The sequence below is a fragment of the Streptodolium elevatio genome (assembly GCF_040649515.1).
Classification (GTDB): Bacteria; Actinomycetota; Actinomycetes; order Streptomycetales; family Streptomycetaceae; genus Yinghuangia; species Yinghuangia elevatio.
This window is the reverse complement of sequence record NZ_JBEZFP010000104.1, coordinates 1-17,717: the sequence shown is the minus strand read 5'-3', so window position 1 is coordinate 17,717 and position 17,717 is coordinate 1. Positions and strand designations below refer to the sequence as shown.

17 protein-coding genes are annotated in these 17,717 nt (G+C 71.1%); 10 read left to right on the top strand and 7 right to left on the bottom strand.

The window, feature by feature from the left end:
• The first annotated feature begins 402 nt into the window (after positions 1–402).
• Together AB0C36_RS30925 and AB0C36_RS30920 are read left to right on the top strand one after the other, a co-directional pair.
• Positions 403–633, top strand: coding sequence for a hypothetical protein (locus AB0C36_RS30925; protein WP_358360505.1), 231 nt, complete (start codon positions 403–405; stop codon positions 631–633).
• A 230-nt stretch (positions 634–863) separates the two neighbouring features.
• Positions 864–1,322 (top strand): DUF3052 family protein, encoded by a 459-nt coding sequence (locus AB0C36_RS30920; protein ID WP_358360503.1) that lies wholly within the window; start codon positions 864–866, stop codon positions 1,320–1,322.
• Between the two features lie 388 nt (positions 1,323–1,710).
• Here the strand turns inward: AB0C36_RS30920 and AB0C36_RS30915 are convergent, their stop codons facing one another.
• Together AB0C36_RS30915 and AB0C36_RS30910 are read right to left on the bottom strand one after the other, a co-directional pair.
• Positions 1,711–1,950 carry a hypothetical protein gene (locus AB0C36_RS30915; RefSeq protein WP_358360500.1) on the bottom strand — a complete coding sequence of 80 codons (240 nt, stop codon included), beginning with the start codon at positions 1,948–1,950 and terminating at the stop codon, positions 1,711–1,713.
• Between the two features lie 198 nt (positions 1,951–2,148).
• On the bottom strand, positions 2,149–2,424 hold the full coding sequence (locus AB0C36_RS30910; RefSeq protein ID WP_358360497.1) for a hypothetical protein: 276 nt from the start codon (positions 2,422–2,424) through the stop codon (positions 2,149–2,151).
• Positions 2,425–2,658: 234 nt separating this feature from the next.
• Here AB0C36_RS30910 and AB0C36_RS30905 point away from each other — a divergent pair, with 234 nt between their 5' ends.
• Positions 2,659–3,072 (top strand): VOC family protein, encoded by a 414-nt coding sequence (locus tag AB0C36_RS30905; RefSeq protein ID WP_358360495.1) that lies wholly within the window; start codon positions 2,659–2,661, stop codon positions 3,070–3,072.
• 291 nt (positions 3,073–3,363) lie between these two features.
• On the opposite strand, the gene AB0C36_RS30900 is transcribed toward AB0C36_RS30905, so the two are convergent.
• From AB0C36_RS30900 to AB0C36_RS30890, 3 genes are all read right to left on the bottom strand, one after another.
• Positions 3,364–3,849 (bottom strand): hypothetical protein, encoded by a 486-nt coding sequence (locus tag AB0C36_RS30900; protein ID WP_358360492.1) that lies wholly within the window; start codon positions 3,847–3,849, stop codon positions 3,364–3,366.
• Positions 3,846–6,332 carry a molybdopterin oxidoreductase family protein gene (locus AB0C36_RS30895; protein WP_358360490.1) on the bottom strand — a complete coding sequence of 829 codons (2,487 nt, stop codon included), beginning with the start codon at positions 6,330–6,332 and terminating at the stop codon, positions 3,846–3,848. Before AB0C36_RS30895 ends, AB0C36_RS30900 begins: the two co-directional genes overlap by 4 nt.
• Positions 6,333–6,675: 343 nt before the next feature.
• Entirely contained in the window at positions 6,676–7,530 is an 855-nt protein-coding gene (locus tag AB0C36_RS30890; RefSeq protein WP_358360488.1) for an SDR family NAD(P)-dependent oxidoreductase, read from the bottom strand.
• A gap of 166 nt (positions 7,531–7,696) precedes the next feature.
• On the opposite strand from AB0C36_RS30890, the gene AB0C36_RS30885 reads away from it, so the two are divergent.
• Entirely contained in the window at positions 7,697–8,200 is a 504-nt protein-coding gene (locus AB0C36_RS30885; protein ID WP_358360486.1) for an SRPBCC family protein, read from the top strand.
• On the top strand, positions 8,184–9,821 hold the full coding sequence (locus AB0C36_RS30880; protein ID WP_358360484.1) for a phytoene desaturase family protein: 1,638 nt from the start codon (positions 8,184–8,186) through the stop codon (positions 9,819–9,821). Before AB0C36_RS30885 ends, AB0C36_RS30880 begins: the two co-directional genes overlap by 17 nt.
• Positions 9,822–9,892: 71 nt before the next feature.
• Here AB0C36_RS30880 and AB0C36_RS30875 read toward each other — a convergent pair whose 3' ends face one another.
• Both AB0C36_RS30875 and AB0C36_RS30870 read right to left on the bottom strand, forming a co-directional pair.
• Entirely contained in the window at positions 9,893–11,359 is a 1,467-nt protein-coding gene (locus AB0C36_RS30875) for an aminotransferase class I/II-fold pyridoxal phosphate-dependent enzyme (RefSeq protein ID WP_358360482.1), read from the bottom strand.
• Positions 11,360–11,824: 465 nt separating this feature from the next.
• On the bottom strand, positions 11,825–12,214 hold the full coding sequence (locus tag AB0C36_RS30870; protein WP_358360480.1) for a helix-turn-helix transcriptional regulator: 390 nt from the start codon (positions 12,212–12,214) through the stop codon (positions 11,825–11,827).
• Positions 12,215–12,350: 136 nt separating this feature from the next.
• Here AB0C36_RS30870 and AB0C36_RS30865 point away from each other — a divergent pair, with 136 nt between their 5' ends.
• From AB0C36_RS30865 to tal, 5 genes are all read left to right on the top strand, one after another.
• The gene (locus AB0C36_RS30865; protein WP_358360478.1) at positions 12,351–12,749 is read left to right on the top strand and encodes an STAS domain-containing protein; all 399 of its coding nucleotides are present in this window, start codon (positions 12,351–12,353) and stop codon (positions 12,747–12,749) included.
• 16 nt (positions 12,750–12,765) lie between these two features.
• On the top strand, positions 12,766–13,008 hold the full coding sequence (locus tag AB0C36_RS30860; protein ID WP_358360475.1) for a DUF2795 domain-containing protein: 243 nt from the start codon (positions 12,766–12,768) through the stop codon (positions 13,006–13,008).
• Positions 13,009–13,282: 274 nt separating this feature from the next.
• The gene (locus AB0C36_RS30855) at positions 13,283–13,639 is read left to right on the top strand and encodes a hypothetical protein (RefSeq protein ID WP_358360472.1); all 357 of its coding nucleotides are present in this window, start codon (positions 13,283–13,285) and stop codon (positions 13,637–13,639) included.
• A 539-nt stretch (positions 13,640–14,178) separates the two neighbouring features.
• Complete coding sequence (locus AB0C36_RS30850) at positions 14,179–16,485, top strand: catalase (protein ID WP_358360469.1); 2,307 nt, start codon at positions 14,179–14,181, stop codon at positions 16,483–16,485.
• An 88-nt stretch (positions 16,486–16,573) separates the two neighbouring features.
• Entirely contained in the window at positions 16,574–17,674 is a 1,101-nt protein-coding gene (gene tal / locus AB0C36_RS30845; protein ID WP_358360466.1) for a transaldolase, read from the top strand.
• Positions 17,675–17,717 lie beyond the last annotated feature (43 nt).

The window sequence follows — 17,717 nt, the reverse complement described above, 5'->3', positions numbered from 1 at the left end:
GCCAACGCGTCACATGCCGTCGACGGATCGCCGTCCTGGAGAGCCCTTTCAAAGCGGACCGCGGCCGCGGTCGCATGGTCACGCCGTTCCGGCAGGGACGCGCAGCCGCCCACCATCGCGACGGCCGGCACTGCCTCCGTCACCCGAATGCACGCTGCCGGCGCTTGCACGCGCTCTCCTGCCCCGAGGCCTCCCACACGGCCATCACCGTATAAGGACATACACCGCAAAAGGTTGATTTACGCTGGTGGGTCGCCCAAGGCAAGAAGCAACCACCACAGGGGTCAGCCCGCGGGGGGCGTGACCCCGAGGATGCAAAACGGCTCCAGCTCCGGGAGGTTTGATGCGCATCCCGTGGGTAGCGCAGGGGTTCACAATGCGCAGCCCCCGAAGGGAGATCTCATGGGCACGACCGAGACAGGCCATGTCACAGGCACCAAAGACAAGGACTACAACCTCGTCTGGTTCACCGAGGCGTGTCTGAGCAACGCACTGCGCCTGGAGACGTACATCGAGGACGCGGACCGCGCCGGCGACTCCGAACTCGCCGACTTCTTCCGCCGCGCGCAGACCGAGAGCCGCAAGGGCGCCGAGCAGGCAAAGACTCTGCTGCGGCAGCGACTCGACAAGTAGAGCGACTCGACAAGTAGATGGCTCCGCCTACCGCCGAGTGAGCATCCCTGCCACCGGCCACCAAGGCGCAATGGGTAGGCCGGATGTCGGCAGCCACTCCCGTCGCCCCCGCCCGGACGAACATCGGCGGGGGCGACGTGGTGTTTGGCGGCAACGCGCGCGGGCACCCGCGGTGCAGCACGCATGGGACCGACCCTGCTCCGACTCGTCCGGCGCCGAAGGAGACATCGATGCATTCAGGCGACGAGCTCAACCCGGCCGTGCGGATGGGGCTGTCCCCAGGGCAGACAGTCAAAGAGATCGGCCGCCACGACGACGCCGACGAGCTCGTGCGCGAGGGGATGGCCGAAGCCACCGGCCGGGACCTTCTCGACCCGGACGACGCAACCGCCGCCGACCTGATTCTCCTGTGGTTCCGGGAGGGCGACGGCGATCTCGAGGACTCGTTGGCGCGCGCCGCCGAGGCGTTGGAAACGGGCGGCGACATCTGGCTGTTGACGCCGAATGAGGGACGCAGCGGGGCTGTCCCCGCCGAGGACATCGCCGACGCCGCCGACGCGGTGGGGCTGACACCGACGGACAGCGTCGCGGCCGGCAGCGCCTGGAACGCCGCCCGGCTCGCCGCCCCGGGTGAGGCACGAGACCGACGCAGCGGCTCCGGGGCGTCCGGCGAAAGCCGCGCCGAATAGGTTCTCAGGTGACCAGGCGAGGGCAGCCTCGGGCTCGCCCGGGACGGCGGCCGCCGGGTCACGCCCGGGCGGGCTCCACATAGCCGTTGCGTCCGTCGTGGCCGTCCGCCTCGGCCTCGTCGAAGCAGTGGCGCCATGAGCGAGGTAACGGAAATAGAGCCGCTCTGCTCCGGCACCGCCACGGTCACCGCACGGGTGCCGTCCTTGCGTACGAGGAGTCCGTGGGTCCCGGGGGTCCAGCCGTTGAAGTCGCCGACCACGCTGACCGCAGGACACGCCGGATCCGGCGGAAGAACGAGGGTGATCTCCGTAATGTGGATTCACCCGGTCGGCCCCACGTTCCACCGCGCCGGCGACGTGCGTCTGTCGTCGACGACGGCTCCGAGGGTCACGGGCTCGGACGAGTACCACCGGGACGGCGCGGAGGTGCCGTCATCAGCTCCACGACACAGGCGGCGTACCGCGCGAACACCTCGCCGTCGGGATCCAGGGCTTCCATGCGGCGTACGAGCTTCCCCGCCAGGGCGTACGTTTCGTCCTCGTCCAGGGCACGCCGGGCCACACGGCCCAGCGCTCTTGCGCGTACCATCTTGGCTTCCCCGACGCGCCTCGGATCCACTGCGGTCATGTCGGACACCTCCGTCTGCTCCGCGGCTACCCCCTCGCGCCGGAGGCACGCGCCGACGTACACGACAGACTCCGCGCCACTGCAAAGGCCGGCAGCGTGGACGGCGGCTTCGGCCGCGGATCGCGCGCGACGAGGCAGGACGCCGATGAGCGCTACGCGGACCTGTTGCTCGCGGGTGCTGCGCAACCGCCCCTTGCGTCAGGGCAGACGGGGGGAGGGCGGGGTCGGCATGCCGTGCTTTTCGAGGACGTCCAGGACTTGCCGCATGTCCAGTTCCGCGTCGGAGCTGTGCGGGCCGGTGGCGCGGCCGTAGCGGAAGGAGCCGTCGGGGGCGAAGTGGGCCCAGACAGTGCGATCGGGCAGGGACATGCGCACACTTCCGTCGTGGTGCGCCGCCACCGTCCAACCGTACAGACGGGCGGTGTGGGTGAGGTAGTGCGCGTCAGCCCCAGGCGGTGTGGCGGGGTCCGTCATGGAAGTGCTCCTCGGACAGCGTTCGCAGGCGGCCGGCCCGGCTCGGGGCGCTCCGCGGCCTTGTGTACGTCGACTGCGGCGCAGCCACCCCTATCTTGTCGGGCCCGACCGCGCTTGGCTGCGCACCGGGCCGCGGCGCGGAGGGGTGGACTTCCCCATGGCATCAACCGAACCGAACAGGGGTAGCAGCGGGCCGAGCCGAGAAGCACCGCGCCAACTCCCGGAAGATCGAACATGACGGACTCCCCCGTGCAGGTCAACGCGCTCGTCGTCGATGCCCAAGACCCCGAACGACTGGCCGCGTTCTGGTCCGCGTTGCTCGGCAGACCGGTCGTCGGGCGTGGCGGACCGTACGTCTGGTTGCGCCGGGAGAACGGGCTCGCGCTGGGCTTCCAGCGGACGGAGACACCCAAGCCGGGCAAGAACCGGGTGCACATGGACATCAGTTCGTCCGACCCCGAAGCCGAGCAACGCCGGGCGGAGGCGCTCGGCGGACGGAGGCTGGACCAGTACGCGGACGGAGGCTTCCTGGTGATGGCCGATCCGGAAGGAAACGAATTCTGCATCATCCCCACGGGCTCCTTCGCGATCGACGACGAGGGCCGCGCGAACTACCTCGACCGGCCAGGACCCGAAGACCGCGCCTGAGGGCGCGCCGTACGCGGCCCCGGGAACCGCTCCAGGCGGTGGAGCAGCACTTCGAGGCGGCGGCTCGGTGTGCCTGGCAGCCGTCCCGGCCGACCTGCGACGCCTGCCGGAACGCCCCGGCCTGGACGGCACCATCGCCGCCTACCCCACCCTCGACGCAGCCGTCACCGCGCATCGCGCCGCTCACCGCACGAACGGCTTCCACCGCCGAACGGCTTCCCCCGAACGGCTTCCACCCCGAACGGCCTTTCGCATGCCGCATCCTGACGCCGCGCGCACCTGCGCCGCAGGTCAGAGGCTCGTGATCGTTTGCGGTGCGAGGGTCTTGATCATGGTGTTGGTCCAGCGCATCTGACGGAGCGTCTGCGGGTGGCAGGCGGTTGCCAGGGCGAGGAGTTGCTGCTCGCGTGCCGCTTGCGCGGCCTGGGCGAGCATCTCCCAGTGCAGGGAGTTCTCGGCGGCGTGCAGGTGCAGGTCGCGCAGATCACGTAGGAGGAGTAGTCCGGGCTCGGCGTGGTGACCCGTGACATCGGGCTCCTCCCGGCGCCGCGCAGGAAGGAGACCGGCGGCCTCCGGAGCGTCGCCGAGGTCGAGGCCGCAGTCGGCGGCGACCGCGGCAAGGCGGCGGACGTGCTCGCGGGACCAGCGGGCGACGTCGGTGGCCACGTGGTGGAACTCGTGCTCATTCCGGTGGTGTTCGGCTGCGGTCACCAGGGCTCTCGCCAGGTCTCCTTCGCCGCGGTGCAGGGCGCGCAGCACGATCGTGAAGCCCTTCACCGTCCGTCTCCTCGGCCGTCCCAGTTGGTGTCCGGGGTCTGCGACACGTGTGCCGCGGGCCCGCCTGCGGTGTCCGGCGCGGCACCCGTGACGGCCGGGGCGGAGGCGGTGGTGGTGGGCGCGGGCGAGGGCCGTCCGTCGCCGCGCCGGACCAGCCGAAGGCTCGCCGCGGCGGTCTTGAACATCGGCTGTTTCGACACCGGGTCCCAGTCGGTGACGGTGGCTTCGTTGGCCGCTCGCGGCGGCGTGGATCCGTCGGGGCCGGACCCACCCGGGGTGTCCCAGTAGCCGTAGTGGAACGGGACGAACAGCACTCCGGGCCGCAGGTCCGAGACACGCAGCCGGGCCTGGAGGGCACCGCGGGGCGTGGTGACCTCGACGAGGTCGCCCTCGCCGTAGCCGAGTTGCCGTGCGTCGTCGTCCGAGATCTCCACCCACGGTTCGGGTGCCGCGGCGTCGAGCTGCGGGGCCCGCGCGGTCTTGGTGCGGGTGTGGAAGTGGTAGAGGGTGCGCCCGGTGGTGAGATGGAACGGGTGTTCCTCGCCGGGTGACTCGTGGGGCGGCAGGTATTCCGCGGCCTTGACGACCGCCTTTCCCTGCGGGTTAAGCGAGCGGTACTCGACGACGTCGTTTGCGGCGCCGGTGACCAGGTCCTTGCCGTAGCTCTCGCAGACGTCCGGGTGCGCCCAGTTGATGCCGTGCGTGTAGAGGCGTTCGGTGCCGTTCGGGGCCCGGTCGTTGCACGGCCACTGGATGCCGCTGCCGTCGCGGAGCACGGCGTACGAGAGGCCGGTGTAGTCGCAGGGCCGTCCCGCGCTGCAGCGCTTCCACGCCTCGAACGCGGACTCGGGGTCGTGCCAGCTGATCAGCGGCCGGTCGTCCTTGTCGCGGAAGTCCATGCGGCGGGCGTAGTCGAGGAAGATCTCCAGATCGGGTTTCGCGTCGCCCGGCGGTTCGACGGCCTTCGCGCACAGGTGGACCGTGCGGTCGGCGTTGGTGAACGTGCCGGTCTTCTCGCCCCACGTCGCGGCCGGAAGCACCACGTCGGCGAGTTGGGCGGTCTCCGTGAGGTAGAGGTCCTGCACCACGGTGAACAGCCGTTCCCCGGACAGGATCGACCGGATCCGGGACAGCTCCGGCAGGGACACGGCCGGGTTGGTGCCGCTGATCCACAGCATGCGGATCGAGCCCTGCTCGGCGTACCGGAACATCTGCATCGCGTGGGTAGGCGGCGCGTAGTGGGGAATGGTGTCGGGTTCCACGTTCCAGACCGCGGCCAGGTCGGCGACGTGCGCGTCGTTCTGCCAGTTGCGGAAGCCGGGTAGGTCCCCGTTCGCGCCGCATTCGCGGGTGTTCTGCGCGGTGGGCTGGCCGTTCATCTGCAGCACCCCGGCACCGGGGCGGCCGAGCATGCCGCGGATCAGGTGCAGGTTGTTGACCTGCACCGCGGCGGCGGTCGCCTGATGCGACTGGTACACCCCCTGCAGCACCGTGGACAGCAGCGCCTCGGCCGTGCCCAGCACCTCCGCCGCTTCTCCGATCAGCCGGGCCGGTACATCGCAGATGGCGGCAGCCCACTGCGGGGTGCAGTCCTTGACCTGGTCCGTCAGTTCGTCGAACCCGACGGTGTGCGCGGCGATGTAGTCGTGATCCACCCACCCGTGCCGGACGATCTCGTGCAGCAGCGCGTTGAGCAGCGCCACGTTGGTGCCGGGGCGCGGCGCCAGGTGCACCGCCGCGCGACGTGCCACCGGTGTGGGACGCGGGTCCACGCACACCAGTCGCGGCGGGTCCTGTCCCTCCAACCGGTCCAGTACGCGCATCCACTGCACCGGCTGGGTCTCGGCCAGGTTGTGGCCGAACAGCGCGATCACGTCGGCGTGGTCGATGTCGTCGTAGCTGCCGGGCTGCCCGTCGCACCCGAAGGATTCCTTCAGGGCCTCGGCCGCTGTCGCCGTGCACAGACGCGTGTTGCCGTCCAGGTGATTCGTTCCGATGCCGGCCCGGGCGAGCACCGCGAGCGTGTAGTACTCCTCCAGGAACAACTGCCCGGAGGTGTAGAAGCCGATCGCCCCGGGCCCGTGATCGTCGACGAGCTCGCGCGAACGCGAGGCCACCAGCTCCATCGCCGTGTCCCAGTCGGTCTCGACCAGCCGCCCGTCGCGCCGCACCAACGGACGCGTCAAGCGGTCCGGGGACGCGTTCGCCTGCCAGCCGAACAGGTCCTTCGGGCCGAGCCGTCCCCGGTTGACCCGGTCCACCGAACGTCCCCGCACCCCCACCATGCGGCCGTCGACAACCGCGATGTCCATCGCGTCGCCGTCCGAGTGCAGGATCGACGCCGCCTGCACCCAGCGCTGCACGCTCCCCGGCTCCACGCCGTCCGCCAGGAACATGTCCACCCGCCCGGGCCACGGGCGGTGCCGCCCGTGCGGCACACGGCTCCCCCACGGATGCGCGATACGGTCCTGCGACGGCTCCACCGCCCGCCTCCCAAGCCTCGGGGACCCTGCCGACCGCTCCCCGATACCCGGCGCGCACCCGCTCACACCCCGACCTGCCGACTGACGCGTGCCCGCGAACTTGCCGGGCACGCCCTCACCAGTGTGCGATGCCGGCGCGGTGGCCCTGGCCATCGCCGATGCCTCCGAGAACCGCTGCCGGGTCACCGCCCTCGACATCGCCCGCTCCGCCGTGTGGACGGCCCGCGCCAACAGCCTCCGGCCGCGGAGCCGTCTCCTACCTCGAAGCGGTCGGGCTCGTCGAACCGGGCTGCCGGGAAGAGGAACTGGTGGTCATCCGTGCCGACAACGCCTGACAGGAGCGTCAGGGTTCGGGGCTCTCGGGCGCCCACGGCAACGGCAACAGCCGTGCGGCGATACCGCGGGCGAACGGCTCGACGCCGACGCCGAGCAGACGCCACGCCCAGTCGATGACGTACGCGTCCGGCCCCACGTGCACCCGGGCACGGTTTCGCTTGACGCCGCGGAGGATCGCGCGGGCTGCTTGTTCGGGCGTGGTGGCCGCGACACGACTGCTGATGGCGGCAAGGGCGTCGGCGTCCACCTGGGGCGAAGTCCGCACGGAGCGGGCGAACGCGGAACTCACGCCGCCCGGCAGCACCGTGGTCACGCGTACGCCGGACCGCGACAACCGCACCTCCTGGCGCAGGGCCTCGGTGAATCCGCACACGGCGGACTTGGAAGCGCAGTACGCGCTCATGGCCGGTACGCCTACCAGGCCGAACACGCTGGCCATGTTGACGAGGTGACCATCGTCGGAGCGCTTGAGATAGGGGAGAAAGGCTTTCGAGCCGTGCACCACCCCCCAGAAGTTCACGTTCATCAGCCATTCGACGTCGTCCCAGGCGGCATCCTCCACGGGCGCCACCACACCCACCCCCGCGTTGTTGACCACCAGGTCGACGCGGCCGAAGCGGCCCGCGACCTCGTCCGCCCAGGCCTGCACCGCCGCGCGGTCCGCGACGTCCAGTTCGGTCACCAGGAGACGGCTGCCCGGGCACACCCGCTCGATCGCCTCGGCAGTGGCGCGAACCGCCTCGCCGTCGATATCGGCGAGGGCCGGCAGGGCGCCGCGTCGGGCGAGTCGCACGGCCAGAGCCCGTCCGATGCCTGAGCCCGCACCGGTGACCGCGGCCACTCGCTTGTCGAAGCTTCGCACGCCGCGCCCTCCGGAAGATCGTTTCCGACCGGTCTGCCGCGCTGCTACCCGTCTCGGCCGGACCCACGCAGAGCACCCCGCCGCGGCCGAGAACTCCGGCCGCACACCCCAGGGCGGGTACGCCGGTCGTAGGGATAACCGCCCGGGAGGCGGGTACCCGCCGATCATGGCGCGACGACAGCACTTGATCGATGCGAGTCCGAGTCGGGTGTGGGACGTGCTCGCGGACCCGCACCGGTACGCGGAATGGGTCGTGGGGACCCGGCGCATCGATCGCGCCGATCCCGCTTGGCCCCAGGAGCACGCCCGACTGGTCTACACCGTCGGGCTGGGACCGGTGACGTTCCAGGACGAGTGTGTCGTCCGCCTCTGCGACCCCGGGAAGCGGCTCGAGCTGGAAGCCATGGCGCCGCCGTTCGGCACCGCCCGCATCGGCATCGAACTGCTGCCGTGGGACACCGGGACCCTGGTCCTGGTCGACGAGCACCCGCTTCGCGGCCCCGCCGCCCGCTTGCACGGCCCGCCGGGGGAGTTCCTGCTGCACCTGCGCAACCGCAAGATGCTGCACAACCTTGCGCGGGTCGCGGAAGAAGCGGCACGCGCCGCGCACGAGCGCACCTTCGCGGCATCCGGCACGGACGCCGAGGGGCACCGTGGCCGACGAGGCTGACGCGGTCGTCATCGGCTCGGGTCCCAACGGATTGGTCGCCGCAAACATCCTGGCGGACCACGGGTGGCGGGTCGTGGTGCAGGAGGCCGAGGAGGTGCCGGGCGGGGCGGTCCGCAGCGACCGCGGCGTACACCCGGACTTCGTCAACGACCTTTTCAGCTCGTTCCACCCGCTTGCCGCGGCCTCGCCCGTGGTCGGGGCCCTGGACCTGCACGAGTTCGGCCTGCAGTGGTCCCATGCTCCTGCGGTGCTCGCACATCCTCTGGCCGACGGACGCTGCGCCGTACTGCGCCGCGGTGTCGAGGCGACCGTGGCCGGACTGGCGCACGACTTCGGCGCCGAGGACGCCGAGGGCTGGACCCGACTGTCGGCGTTGTGGCAGCGGCTGGACCCGCATCTGGTGAACGCGCTTCTGGCGCCGTTTCCGCCGCTGCGCTCCGGCTCGGCGCTTGCGCGACGACTGGGCGTCGCGGACGGGCTGCGCTTCGCCCGCATGATGGCATTGCCGGTGCGCCGGCTGGGCGAGGAAGAGTTCTCCGACATCGGCGCCACGATGCTGCTGGCCGGGTGCGCGCTGCACGCGGACCTGCTGCCGGAGGCGGTGCCGAGCGCGGCCTTCGGCTGGCTGCTGGCGATGCTCGGTCAACAGCACGGCTGGCCCGCGCCGGTCGGCGGTGCCGGCGCGCTCACCGACGCGCTGGTCGGCCGGCTGGAGTCCAAGGGCGGCGTGGTGCGGTGCGGTTCGCGGGTGACGTCGGTCGTGGTGCGGGGCGGCACGGCGTTGGGCGTACGCACCGCGGACGGGGACGCCGTGCGGGCACGCCGGGCGGTACTCGCCGACGTCGCGGCGCCGGCGCTGTACGGCGGCCTGGTGTCCTGGGACGACCTGCCTGTCCGGCTGCGTGACGACATGCGCAGGTTCCACTGGGACCTGGGGACCTTCAAGGTCGACTGGGCCCTGGACGGCCCGATCCCGTGGACCGCGCCCGGCGCCGGGCAGGCCGGTACCGTCCATCTCGCCGGCGACCTCGGCGAACTCTCCGACTACGCCGTGCAGGTGGCCACGGGCCGACTGCCCGCACTCCCCTTCCTGCTGCTGGGCCAGATGACCACGACCGACCCGACGCGCTCCCCCGCCGGCACCGAGTCGGCATGGGCGTACACGCACGTTCCCCGGCACGTGACCGAAGACCTCGGCGGACAACTGGCCGGACGTTGGGATCGCGCAGAGGCGCAGGCGTACGCGGACCGCCTGGAAGCGCGCGTGGAGACGTTCGCGCCCGGCTTCCGCTCCCGGATCAGGTCTCGCCGCATCCTGTCCCCGCACACCCTCGAAACCGAGGACGAGAACCTGGTGGGCGGAGCGCTCAACGGCGGAACCGCCGGCGTCCACCAGCAACTGGTCTTCCGCCCGGTCCCCGGCTCGGGACGCGCAAGGACTCCGGTCCGTCGCATGTTCCTGGCCTCCGCGTCAGCGCACCCCGGAGGAGGCGTCCACGGAGCGTGCGGAGCCAACGCCGCCCGCGCCGCGCTGCACGCCGACCGCCTCGGCGTAGGACGCACGGCACTACGCGTGGCGACGGGACGTCGTTCGCCACGTGCGGACGCCGACGACCGGTAGCGAGCGGTCCCAGGGAGCCGGGGCCTGCCTGACGGCCGGGAATGGCTCGCCCGCCCGGCCTCGCACGGGTGTCAGCCTTCCGCGACGACCCGGAACGTCTTCAGGGAGGCGTCGGCGGCATCGGGTACCAGCATTCCCGCGCGCACTCCGCTGGTGAGGTAGCGCACGACGGGGGCGGTGATGCGTTCGCCGGGCGCGACGACGGGCACGCCGGGCGGGTACGGGCTGACGGTCTCCGCGGCGATCCGGCCGGCCGCCCGCTCCGCGGGGACGTGTTCGACGGGGCCGAAGAAGGCGTCGCGCGGCAGCATCGACTGTTCCAGTTCGAAGGATTCCGGCGGAGGCAACTCCACATGGGGGGAAGGCTCGATGTCGTCCGCGCCGCCTCCGCTCAAAAGGCCGAGCGCGTCGACGAGGCGGTGCTCGGTCGTGTCGTCGTCCCCGTGGGTGATGTGTGCGGTCACCCGGAAGGTGTCCGAGCCGCCGACGTCGACATGCCTGAAGGTGCGCAGCCACTCCGCGGCCTGCATCCCCGTGACGCCCAACTCGCGGACGTCGACGGTGATCTTCAGCTGGTCCAGGTCCGCCGCACCCCCTGGCCGCACCACCTCGCGCCCCAGCAGGGAGAGACCCGGCATGGCATCCACGGCGTCGCGGATGCGCGCGGCGCGTTTGAGGGCGCCGTCCAGCAGTTCGTGCCCGTGCTCGACCATCTGCCGCCGCCAGCCGTCCAGGCTCGCGTACACCAGCGACGAGGCGCTGGTCGTCCCCAGCAGGTCCTCGCGTTGTTTGAGGACCTCCGGCGAGACCAGGTCACCCTGCAGGTGGAACACCGAACTCTGTTCGATGGCGCCGCCCATCTTGTGGACGCTGGTGACCACCAGATCCGCGCCCGCGTGCGTGCCCCACATGGGCAGGTCCGGATGGAAGGGCAAGTGGGCCCCCCAGGCTTCGTCGACGACGAGCGGTACGCCGTGCTCGTGACACACCTTCGCCACACCCTCGATATCGGCGCACGTACCCCAGTCCGTCGGCGTGATGAGCAACATGCCTTTGGCATCCGGATGGGCCCGAAGCGCGCGGCGGACATCTTCCGGCTCGGGCGGGTGGGCGAGGTGGAGTTCCGGGTCGAAGTGCGGATGGACCCAGATCGGCCGTGTTCCGTTGATGACGACCGCGGCGATCACGGACTTGTGGGCGTTGCGGGAGATCAGCAACTTTTCCCCGGGTCCGGCCACCGCGAGCATTGCCGTCTTGACCGAAAGCGAACTGCCGCATGTGGAGAAGAACGCGCGGTCCGCGCCGACGGCGTCGGCCATGAGTTCCTGCGCCTGGTCGAGCACTCCCCCCGACTCACGGCGGTCGTCCAGACCGTTCAGGAGGAGCACGTCGGACGCGAAAACACCTGGACCGAGGATTTCCAGCACTCGTGGATCGACGCCGCGTCCTTGCTTGTGGCCCGGCGGCCCGTACACGACATCGCCGCGTCTGCGGAACTCGTCCAGGGCCTCCAGCACCGGCGCCCGCGAATGATCCATCAGAGCCTCCTCGATCCGGAATGCCGTCGTCCTCCAGCGGCTTGCCGTGTCGACCGGAACGAAACCCGGTCCGCCTCGCGGTCGTCGCACAGCCCCGACGGGGCGGAGTCACCCCGTGCAGCCGGAGCGGTGCAGGGCAACCGCGGGCCGAAGAAGCTCGAAGAACCGAGGAGACGTCCGACCCCCGAGCGAAGACACCCGAAACGAAGACAAAGGCAGGCACGATGTCACAGCGGGCGATGCCGGAGTGCTGGGTCATATGCGCACGGCAAGCGGCGGACGGCCCTCAGTCAAACGCCGTGCGTTACGTGACTGCGCGGCTTCACAGGGCGGCAGGCGTTCGCACGTGACTGAGCTCGAATCAATGGCCGTGCTGCTGACCGCGATTGCCCAGGCCTTCGTCATCGAACGCGCCGCCGGGCTCGCCTACATGCCCCCCGGCCGCCGCCAGGAGGGCCCGGACCCTCATTGGGCAGCGCGGTCGTCGGTGCGGGCTCGCGGGATGTTGAGGAGGGCGAGAAGATCCGCGATTTCCCGGCCGCCGTCGGCCGGGTGGCGCACCTTGGTCCCAGGCGCGATGCGGTAGGTGTTGCGGCGTCCGACACGAGTGCGGGCGATGTAGCCGGCCGTCTCCAGGTCGACGAGGATCTTCTGCACGGCACGCTCGGTCAGCAGGCACACTGCCGCGATGTCGCGGATCCGGGCCTCCGGTTCCCGGGCGACCGCCGCCAGTACGCGGGCGTGGTTGGTCAGAAAGGTCCACCCTCCGGGCTCCGTGCCCGGCCGCCCGCCCCAGCGCCGGTCCGGGTCCCGGCCCGCGGCCCCGTCGGGCAAGGGATTCGCGGTCTCCGTCATGTCTTCATGCTAGGCGGATCGACGCGGCCTGAAACACCCGATGGGCGAACATGAATTCGTGCATTCCTTGACGTGGGTCCGGGGCGCGGGGATGGTGGAGTGGAAGTAGGCACCCAAACGTCAGGAGACGTCTGCCATGTCGCGGTACCCTGCCGGGCCCATTCGCGCCCCTGCTCAGCTTGTCGAAACTCCGCTGCTGGAGATGCGTACCGAGCACAGCCTCGAGCGCGCCGTGGTGCACCTGTCCGGTGAGATCGACCCGGCCAACGCCGACAACCTGTGCGCCGCCTTCGACGAGGCACTCACTGCCCGGCCCCGGCACCTGCACGTCGACGCCGCGGCGGTGTCCTTCTGCGATTCGAGCGGCCTGCACGCGCTGCTCCACGCCCGCGAGCGATCCGCCGAAGTCGGCGCCACGCTCTCCGTGGAGCCGGGAGATTACCTGGAGCGTCTGCTCTGGCTCACCGGCACCACGAAACTCTTCCCCACCACGTGGACCGACGCGCCGACCGCGCGGCGCCCGGCGGTCGGCTGAGTTCGCGAGCGCCACGATGGCCGCCACGCCCCCGAGACCCGCCCTGGACCTTGTCGACCTGTCCGAACTGCGCCGCGTACTGCACGGGGCCGCCTTCCCGGCCCGGCCCGCCCAGCTCGCCGCACACGCCCAGGCCCGACGTGCCGGCGACGCGGTCGTCCGCGCCCTCGCCGCGCTGCCGGACCACCCCATAGTCGGCCCCAACCAGGTTTGCGCGGCTCTCGGCCACCACCACGGCCCCGTACAAACCGGCCCCTGACGCGACGCTCCGAACCGAGCGCGACGCCACGCGGTGCGGGCCGAGCCCGCCGCGGCGCCGTTCGGATGTGACGGTGATCCGGCGTACCCCTGCGCGCTCGTGGCAGCACTGTCCGGACTTGGGTCGGGCAGCGGATCCGTGCGGTATGCCCAGTGGTTTCACGGATTTGCATGGCTGAGTGGTCTGCGGGCACTGGCCTGGAGAGGGCGGCCGGTCCCCGCAAGGCCGCCGACGGTGTCGCCACCTCGACGCCGAAACCACCGAGAGGAACACGATGACCCGCCGAAACCCCGCGGAACATGCCGTCGACAACGCTGCGGCCGCCAAGGAGCAGGTCCGGGAGAAGACCGCCGAGGCCGCGGCGACCGTCATCGCCGCCGCCGACCGCGCGGTGCGGACCGTCAAGGACCACACCCCCGCCCCGGTCCGGGACGCAGCCGGCCGAGCCGGCCACCAGGTCGCGGAGACTGCCGCCACCGCCGCGGCCAAGGCGCGGGAGAACACCCCTGAATCCGTCGCCGACACCGCCCGCCACGCCTCCGGCGCCGCCCGGGACAGGCGCGTGCAGGCGGCTGTCATGGCAGCCGTCGTCGTCGCACTCGTGATCTACCGTGCCCGGGGCCGCCGGTGACGGGCCACAGGCGATGACTCGCCTGAGCCTGCCGCCGGCCCGCGGCGGGCTCCGGCACGCCGACCGTAGGCACACCTGAGGCTGCGGCGTGACCAGGCCACCGGCCCTCGCCCCCGCCGGGTGCAAGCCGCGCGGTCGGCGGCCGCCGAATTCCGCGAGGAAAGCTCCGCGAGGAAAGCCTCGACGTTCCGCCACGCCGATTCAGGGCGGACCAGCTGTGCCCGGCGTTCTCCCGCCCGGGTGGTGAGCCCCCTGACGCGGCAATCCGTCCGTCAGTCGGGCCGATACTCCGAAGGCGTGGTCCGACGTGCCGAAAACCCCGGCGATACGTGCGCCCCGTGCCGAGCCCGGTCGTCGGTGGTGCACCGGTAGTTGACCGGCGCAGCCCGCACACCTTGCCTTGCCATCCGCACCACCCGCATGTGTTCAAGCCCGTATTGCGGGCACTGGCGCCATACACACGTGGTCGCCCATTCCCCCGCCGACATGGTCGGCAAGGACCGAATGCTTTTCTTCCGGTGGGTGGCACTGCCTCATCGATGGATCGGACTCTTGTGAACGCGAAGAAGAACCCGGTGTCTGCTGCGGCGGAAACGATCGCCGAGAAGGTCAAGGACCTCGCCCACCCCGGCAACGAGATCCCGGGCGCGCCCGGCCCGGTGCCGCCGCCGGTCGACGAGCCGACCGAGCCCACCGGTCCGCTGCCGCCCAAGCCGGACCAGCGCGGGCCGGACACCTACAGCCCGACGGGACAGCCGACGGGAGCCGACCAGGCCGATGTGGCACAGAGCGGCGAGCGGTTGACCACCGCCCAGGGCGCCCGGCTGTACGACACGGACCACTCGCTCAAGGCCGGTCCCCGCGGGCCCGTCCTGCTCCAGGACCACCATCTGCGGGAGAAGATCACCCACTTCGACCACGAGCGCATCCCCGAGCGGGTGGTGCACGCGCGCGGCGCGGCAGCGCACGGTGTCTTCCAGGGCTACGGAGCCGCGGAGGGCATCTGCAAGGCGGCGTTCCTCGGCAAGGATGTGGAGACCCCGGTGTTCGTGCGGTTCTCCACCGTGCTCGGGTCCCGGGGGTCGGCGGACACGGTCCGGGACACCCGCGGCTTCGCGACGAAGTTCTACACCTCCGAGGGCGTTTTCGACCTGGTCGGCAACAACATCCCGGTGTTCTTCATCCAGGACGCGATCAAGTTCCCCGACGTGATCCACGCCGGGAAGCCGCACCCGGACCGGGAGATCCCGCAGGCGCAGAGCGCGCACGACACGTTCTGGGACTTCGTGACCCTGCACACCGAGGCCACCCACCACACGCTGTGGAACATGTCCGACCGGGGCATCCCGCGCTCGTACCGGATGATGGAGGGCTTCGGCGTCCACACCTTCCGGCTGGTCAACGCCGCGGGCGCCACGACCTTGGTCAAGTTCCACTGGAAGCCGAAACTGGGCGTGCACTCCCAGGTGTGGGAGGAGGCACAGATCACCGCGGGCATGGATCCCGACTTCCACCGCCGGGACCTGGCCGACGCGATCGAGGCCGGGGCGTTCCCGCAGTGGGAGCTGGGTGTGCAGACCTTCCCCGACACCGAGGACCAGATGTTCCAGGGCATCGACCTGCTGGACCCGACGAAGATCGTGCCCGAGGAGCTGGCGCCGGTCCAGCCGATCGGCCTGCTCACGCTGAACGCGAACCCGTCGAACTACTTCGCCGAGACCGAGCAGGTCGCGTTCCACGTCGGCCACCTCGTCCCGGGCATCGACGTGACGAACGACCCGCTGCTCCAGGGGCGGTTGTTCTCGTACGTGGACACCCAGCTCACCCGCCTCGGCGGCCCCAACTTCGCCCAGCTCCCGATCAACCGCACCCACGCGCCGGTCAACGACATGCTGCGTGACGGCATGCACCAGACGGCTGTGCACCGGGGTGTCGCGCCGTACCGGCCCAACTCCCTCGACGGCGGCTGCCCGTTCCTGGCGGGCGCGGACACCGGCGCGTACATCGAGGTCCCCGTCGAGGTGCCGGCCGCGCACAAGGTGCGAGAGGCCGCGGCGTCCTTCGACGACCACTACACCCAGCCCCGCCTGTTCTGGCTGAGCATGAGCCCGACCGAGCGCGAACACATCGTCACCGCCTACACCTTCGAGCTGAACAAGTGCTACGAGACGGCGATCAAGGAACGCGCTCTGCGGTCCCTCGCCAACATCGACGCCGAACTGTGCGCGCAGGTTGCCACCGGCCTCGGACTCCCCGCGCCCGCGGCAACGGTGGCACTGGCCGACCCGCAGCCCAGCCCTGCCCTGTCCCAACTCGGAGGACGCTGGCCGCTGGACGGGCGGATCGTCGGCATCGTCACCGCGGGCGACCAGGACCTGAGCGGCGTACGGTCGGCCCGGCAGGCCGTCCTCGACGCCGGCATGGTCCCCCTGGTGATCGCCCCGACCGGCGGAAAGCTGGACGAGGGCGGCGACCCGGTCGCCGTCCAGCGCACCTTCGCCACCGCACGCTCCACCGAGTTCGACGCCGTCCTCGTCGCCGGCGTTCCCGTCCCCGGTGCCGACGCGTACGGCGCGCGCGACGCCAAGGTCGACGACGGCGTGGCGGTCGCCACGGGCATCGATCCCCGGGTCCTGGTGCTGCTCACCGAGGCGTACCGGCACGGCAAGGCGCTGGGAGCCTGGGCCGACGGCGTCGACGCCCTGACCGCTGCCGGCATCGCCCCCGACGCGCCCGGCGTCGTCGCCGCCTCCGACGCCGACAGTGCCCTGGAGGGCGTCACCGGGCTGCTGGCCCAGCACCGCGCCTGGGACCGGTTCCCCCCGGCCGTCCGACCCGCCGTCTGACGTGCAAAGCCCTTCACCATCACCGGCGTTGGTCGGCCCGCCGGCTCCGCTCGCCCTCTCCCCTCCCCCGAGTCCGGAAGGCTCCGGCATGGCACAGAACGAGAAGTTGGCGGATCTGTCGGCGGCTGGGGTCGCCGTCTGGCTCGACGACCTTTCCCGCGACCGCATCCACGACGGCAGCTTGCAGGCACTGGTCGACGAGTGCTCCGTCGTGGGCGTCACCACCAACCCGACGATCTTCGCCGCCGCCATCAGCGGGTCGGACTCCTACGACGACCAAGTGCACGCGATGGCCGTTCGGAAGGTCGGCGTCGAGGAGGCGCTGCGGACCATCACCGCCGCCGACGTCCGCGACGCCTGCGACCTGCTCGCCCCGGTCGCGCAACGCACCGGCCGCGACGGCCGGGTGTCGCTGGAGGTGTCCCCCAGGCTGGCGCACGACACCGATGCCACCGCCGCCGAAGCGGCCCACCTGTGGTGGCTGGTGGACCGCCCCAACCTGTTCATCAAAATCCCCGCCACCCAGGAAGGCCTGGCGGCGATCACCACGTCCATCGCACGGGGCATCAGCGTCAACGTCACGCTCATCTTCAGTCCCGAGCGGTACCGGGCGGTCATGGACGCGTACCTGTCCGGACTCGAACAGCGCGTGCGGGACGGCGGATCACTGGCCGGCATCGAGTCGGTGGCGTCCTTCTTCGTCTCGCGCGTGGACGCCGAAATCGACAGCCGACTGGAGAAGACCGACGCGGACCCTTCCCTCAAGGGCAAGGCGGCAGTGGCGAACGCACAGCTGGCCTACCAAGCCTACGAGGAGGTCTTCTCCTCCGACCGATGGCGCGCGCTGGAGGCGCAAGGCGCTGCCCCGCAACGCCCGTTGTGGGCATCGACCGGCGTGAAGAACAAGGACTACCCGGACACTCTTTACGTCAGCGACCTCATCGCACCGGACACGGTGAACACCATGCCGGAAAAGACCCTGAGGGCCTACGCGGACCACGGCACTCTCGGCCGACCCGTCCAAGAGACCTACCGCGCGGCGGCGCAGGTCATGAAGGCCGTGTCCGACGCCGGTGTCGACCTCGACGACGTCTTCGAGCACCTCGAGGACGAGGGCGTGCAAAAGTTCGTCGACTCGTGGGACGAACTCACCGCCTCGGTCCGCTCGGAACTCGAGGACAAGAAGTAGACGACCCGACCTCGCGGCCGCACCACCGGAACCGGTGGTGCGG

Excerpts from the sequence above, each read along its gene's own strand:
- AB0C36_RS30855 (WP_358360472.1), top strand. The coding sequence starts at position 13,283 with ATGACCCGCCGAAACCCCGCGGAACATGCCGTCGACAACGCTGCGGCC.
- AB0C36_RS30875 (WP_358360482.1), bottom strand. The coding sequence starts at position 11,359 with ATGGATCATTCGCGGGCGCCGGTGCTGGAGGCCCTGGACGAGTTCCGC.
- AB0C36_RS30860 (WP_358360475.1), top strand. The coding sequence starts at position 12,766 with ATGGCCGCCACGCCCCCGAGACCCGCCCTGGACCTTGTCGACCTGTCC.
- AB0C36_RS30910 (WP_358360497.1), bottom strand. The coding sequence starts at position 2,424 with ATGACGGACCCCGCCACACCGCCTGGGGCTGACGCGCACTACCTCACC.
- AB0C36_RS30865 (WP_358360478.1), top strand. The coding sequence starts at position 12,351 with ATGTCGCGGTACCCTGCCGGGCCCATTCGCGCCCCTGCTCAGCTTGTC.
- AB0C36_RS30915 (WP_358360500.1), bottom strand. The coding sequence starts at position 1,950 with ATGACCGCAGTGGATCCGAGGCGCGTCGGGGAAGCCAAGATGGTACGC.
- AB0C36_RS30850 (WP_358360469.1), top strand. The coding sequence starts at position 14,179 with ATGGATCGGACTCTTGTGAACGCGAAGAAGAACCCGGTGTCTGCTGCG.
- AB0C36_RS30925 (WP_358360505.1), top strand. The coding sequence starts at position 403 with ATGGGCACGACCGAGACAGGCCATGTCACAGGCACCAAAGACAAGGAC.
- AB0C36_RS30920 (WP_358360503.1), top strand. The coding sequence starts at position 864 with ATGCATTCAGGCGACGAGCTCAACCCGGCCGTGCGGATGGGGCTGTCC.
- AB0C36_RS30870 (WP_358360480.1), bottom strand. The coding sequence starts at position 12,214 with ATGACGGAGACCGCGAATCCCTTGCCCGACGGGGCCGCGGGCCGGGAC.
- tal (WP_358360466.1), top strand. The coding sequence starts at position 16,574 with ATGGCACAGAACGAGAAGTTGGCGGATCTGTCGGCGGCTGGGGTCGCC.
- AB0C36_RS30905 (WP_358360495.1), top strand. The coding sequence starts at position 2,659 with ATGACGGACTCCCCCGTGCAGGTCAACGCGCTCGTCGTCGATGCCCAA.
- AB0C36_RS30885 (WP_358360486.1), top strand. The coding sequence starts at position 7,697 with ATGGCGCGACGACAGCACTTGATCGATGCGAGTCCGAGTCGGGTGTGG.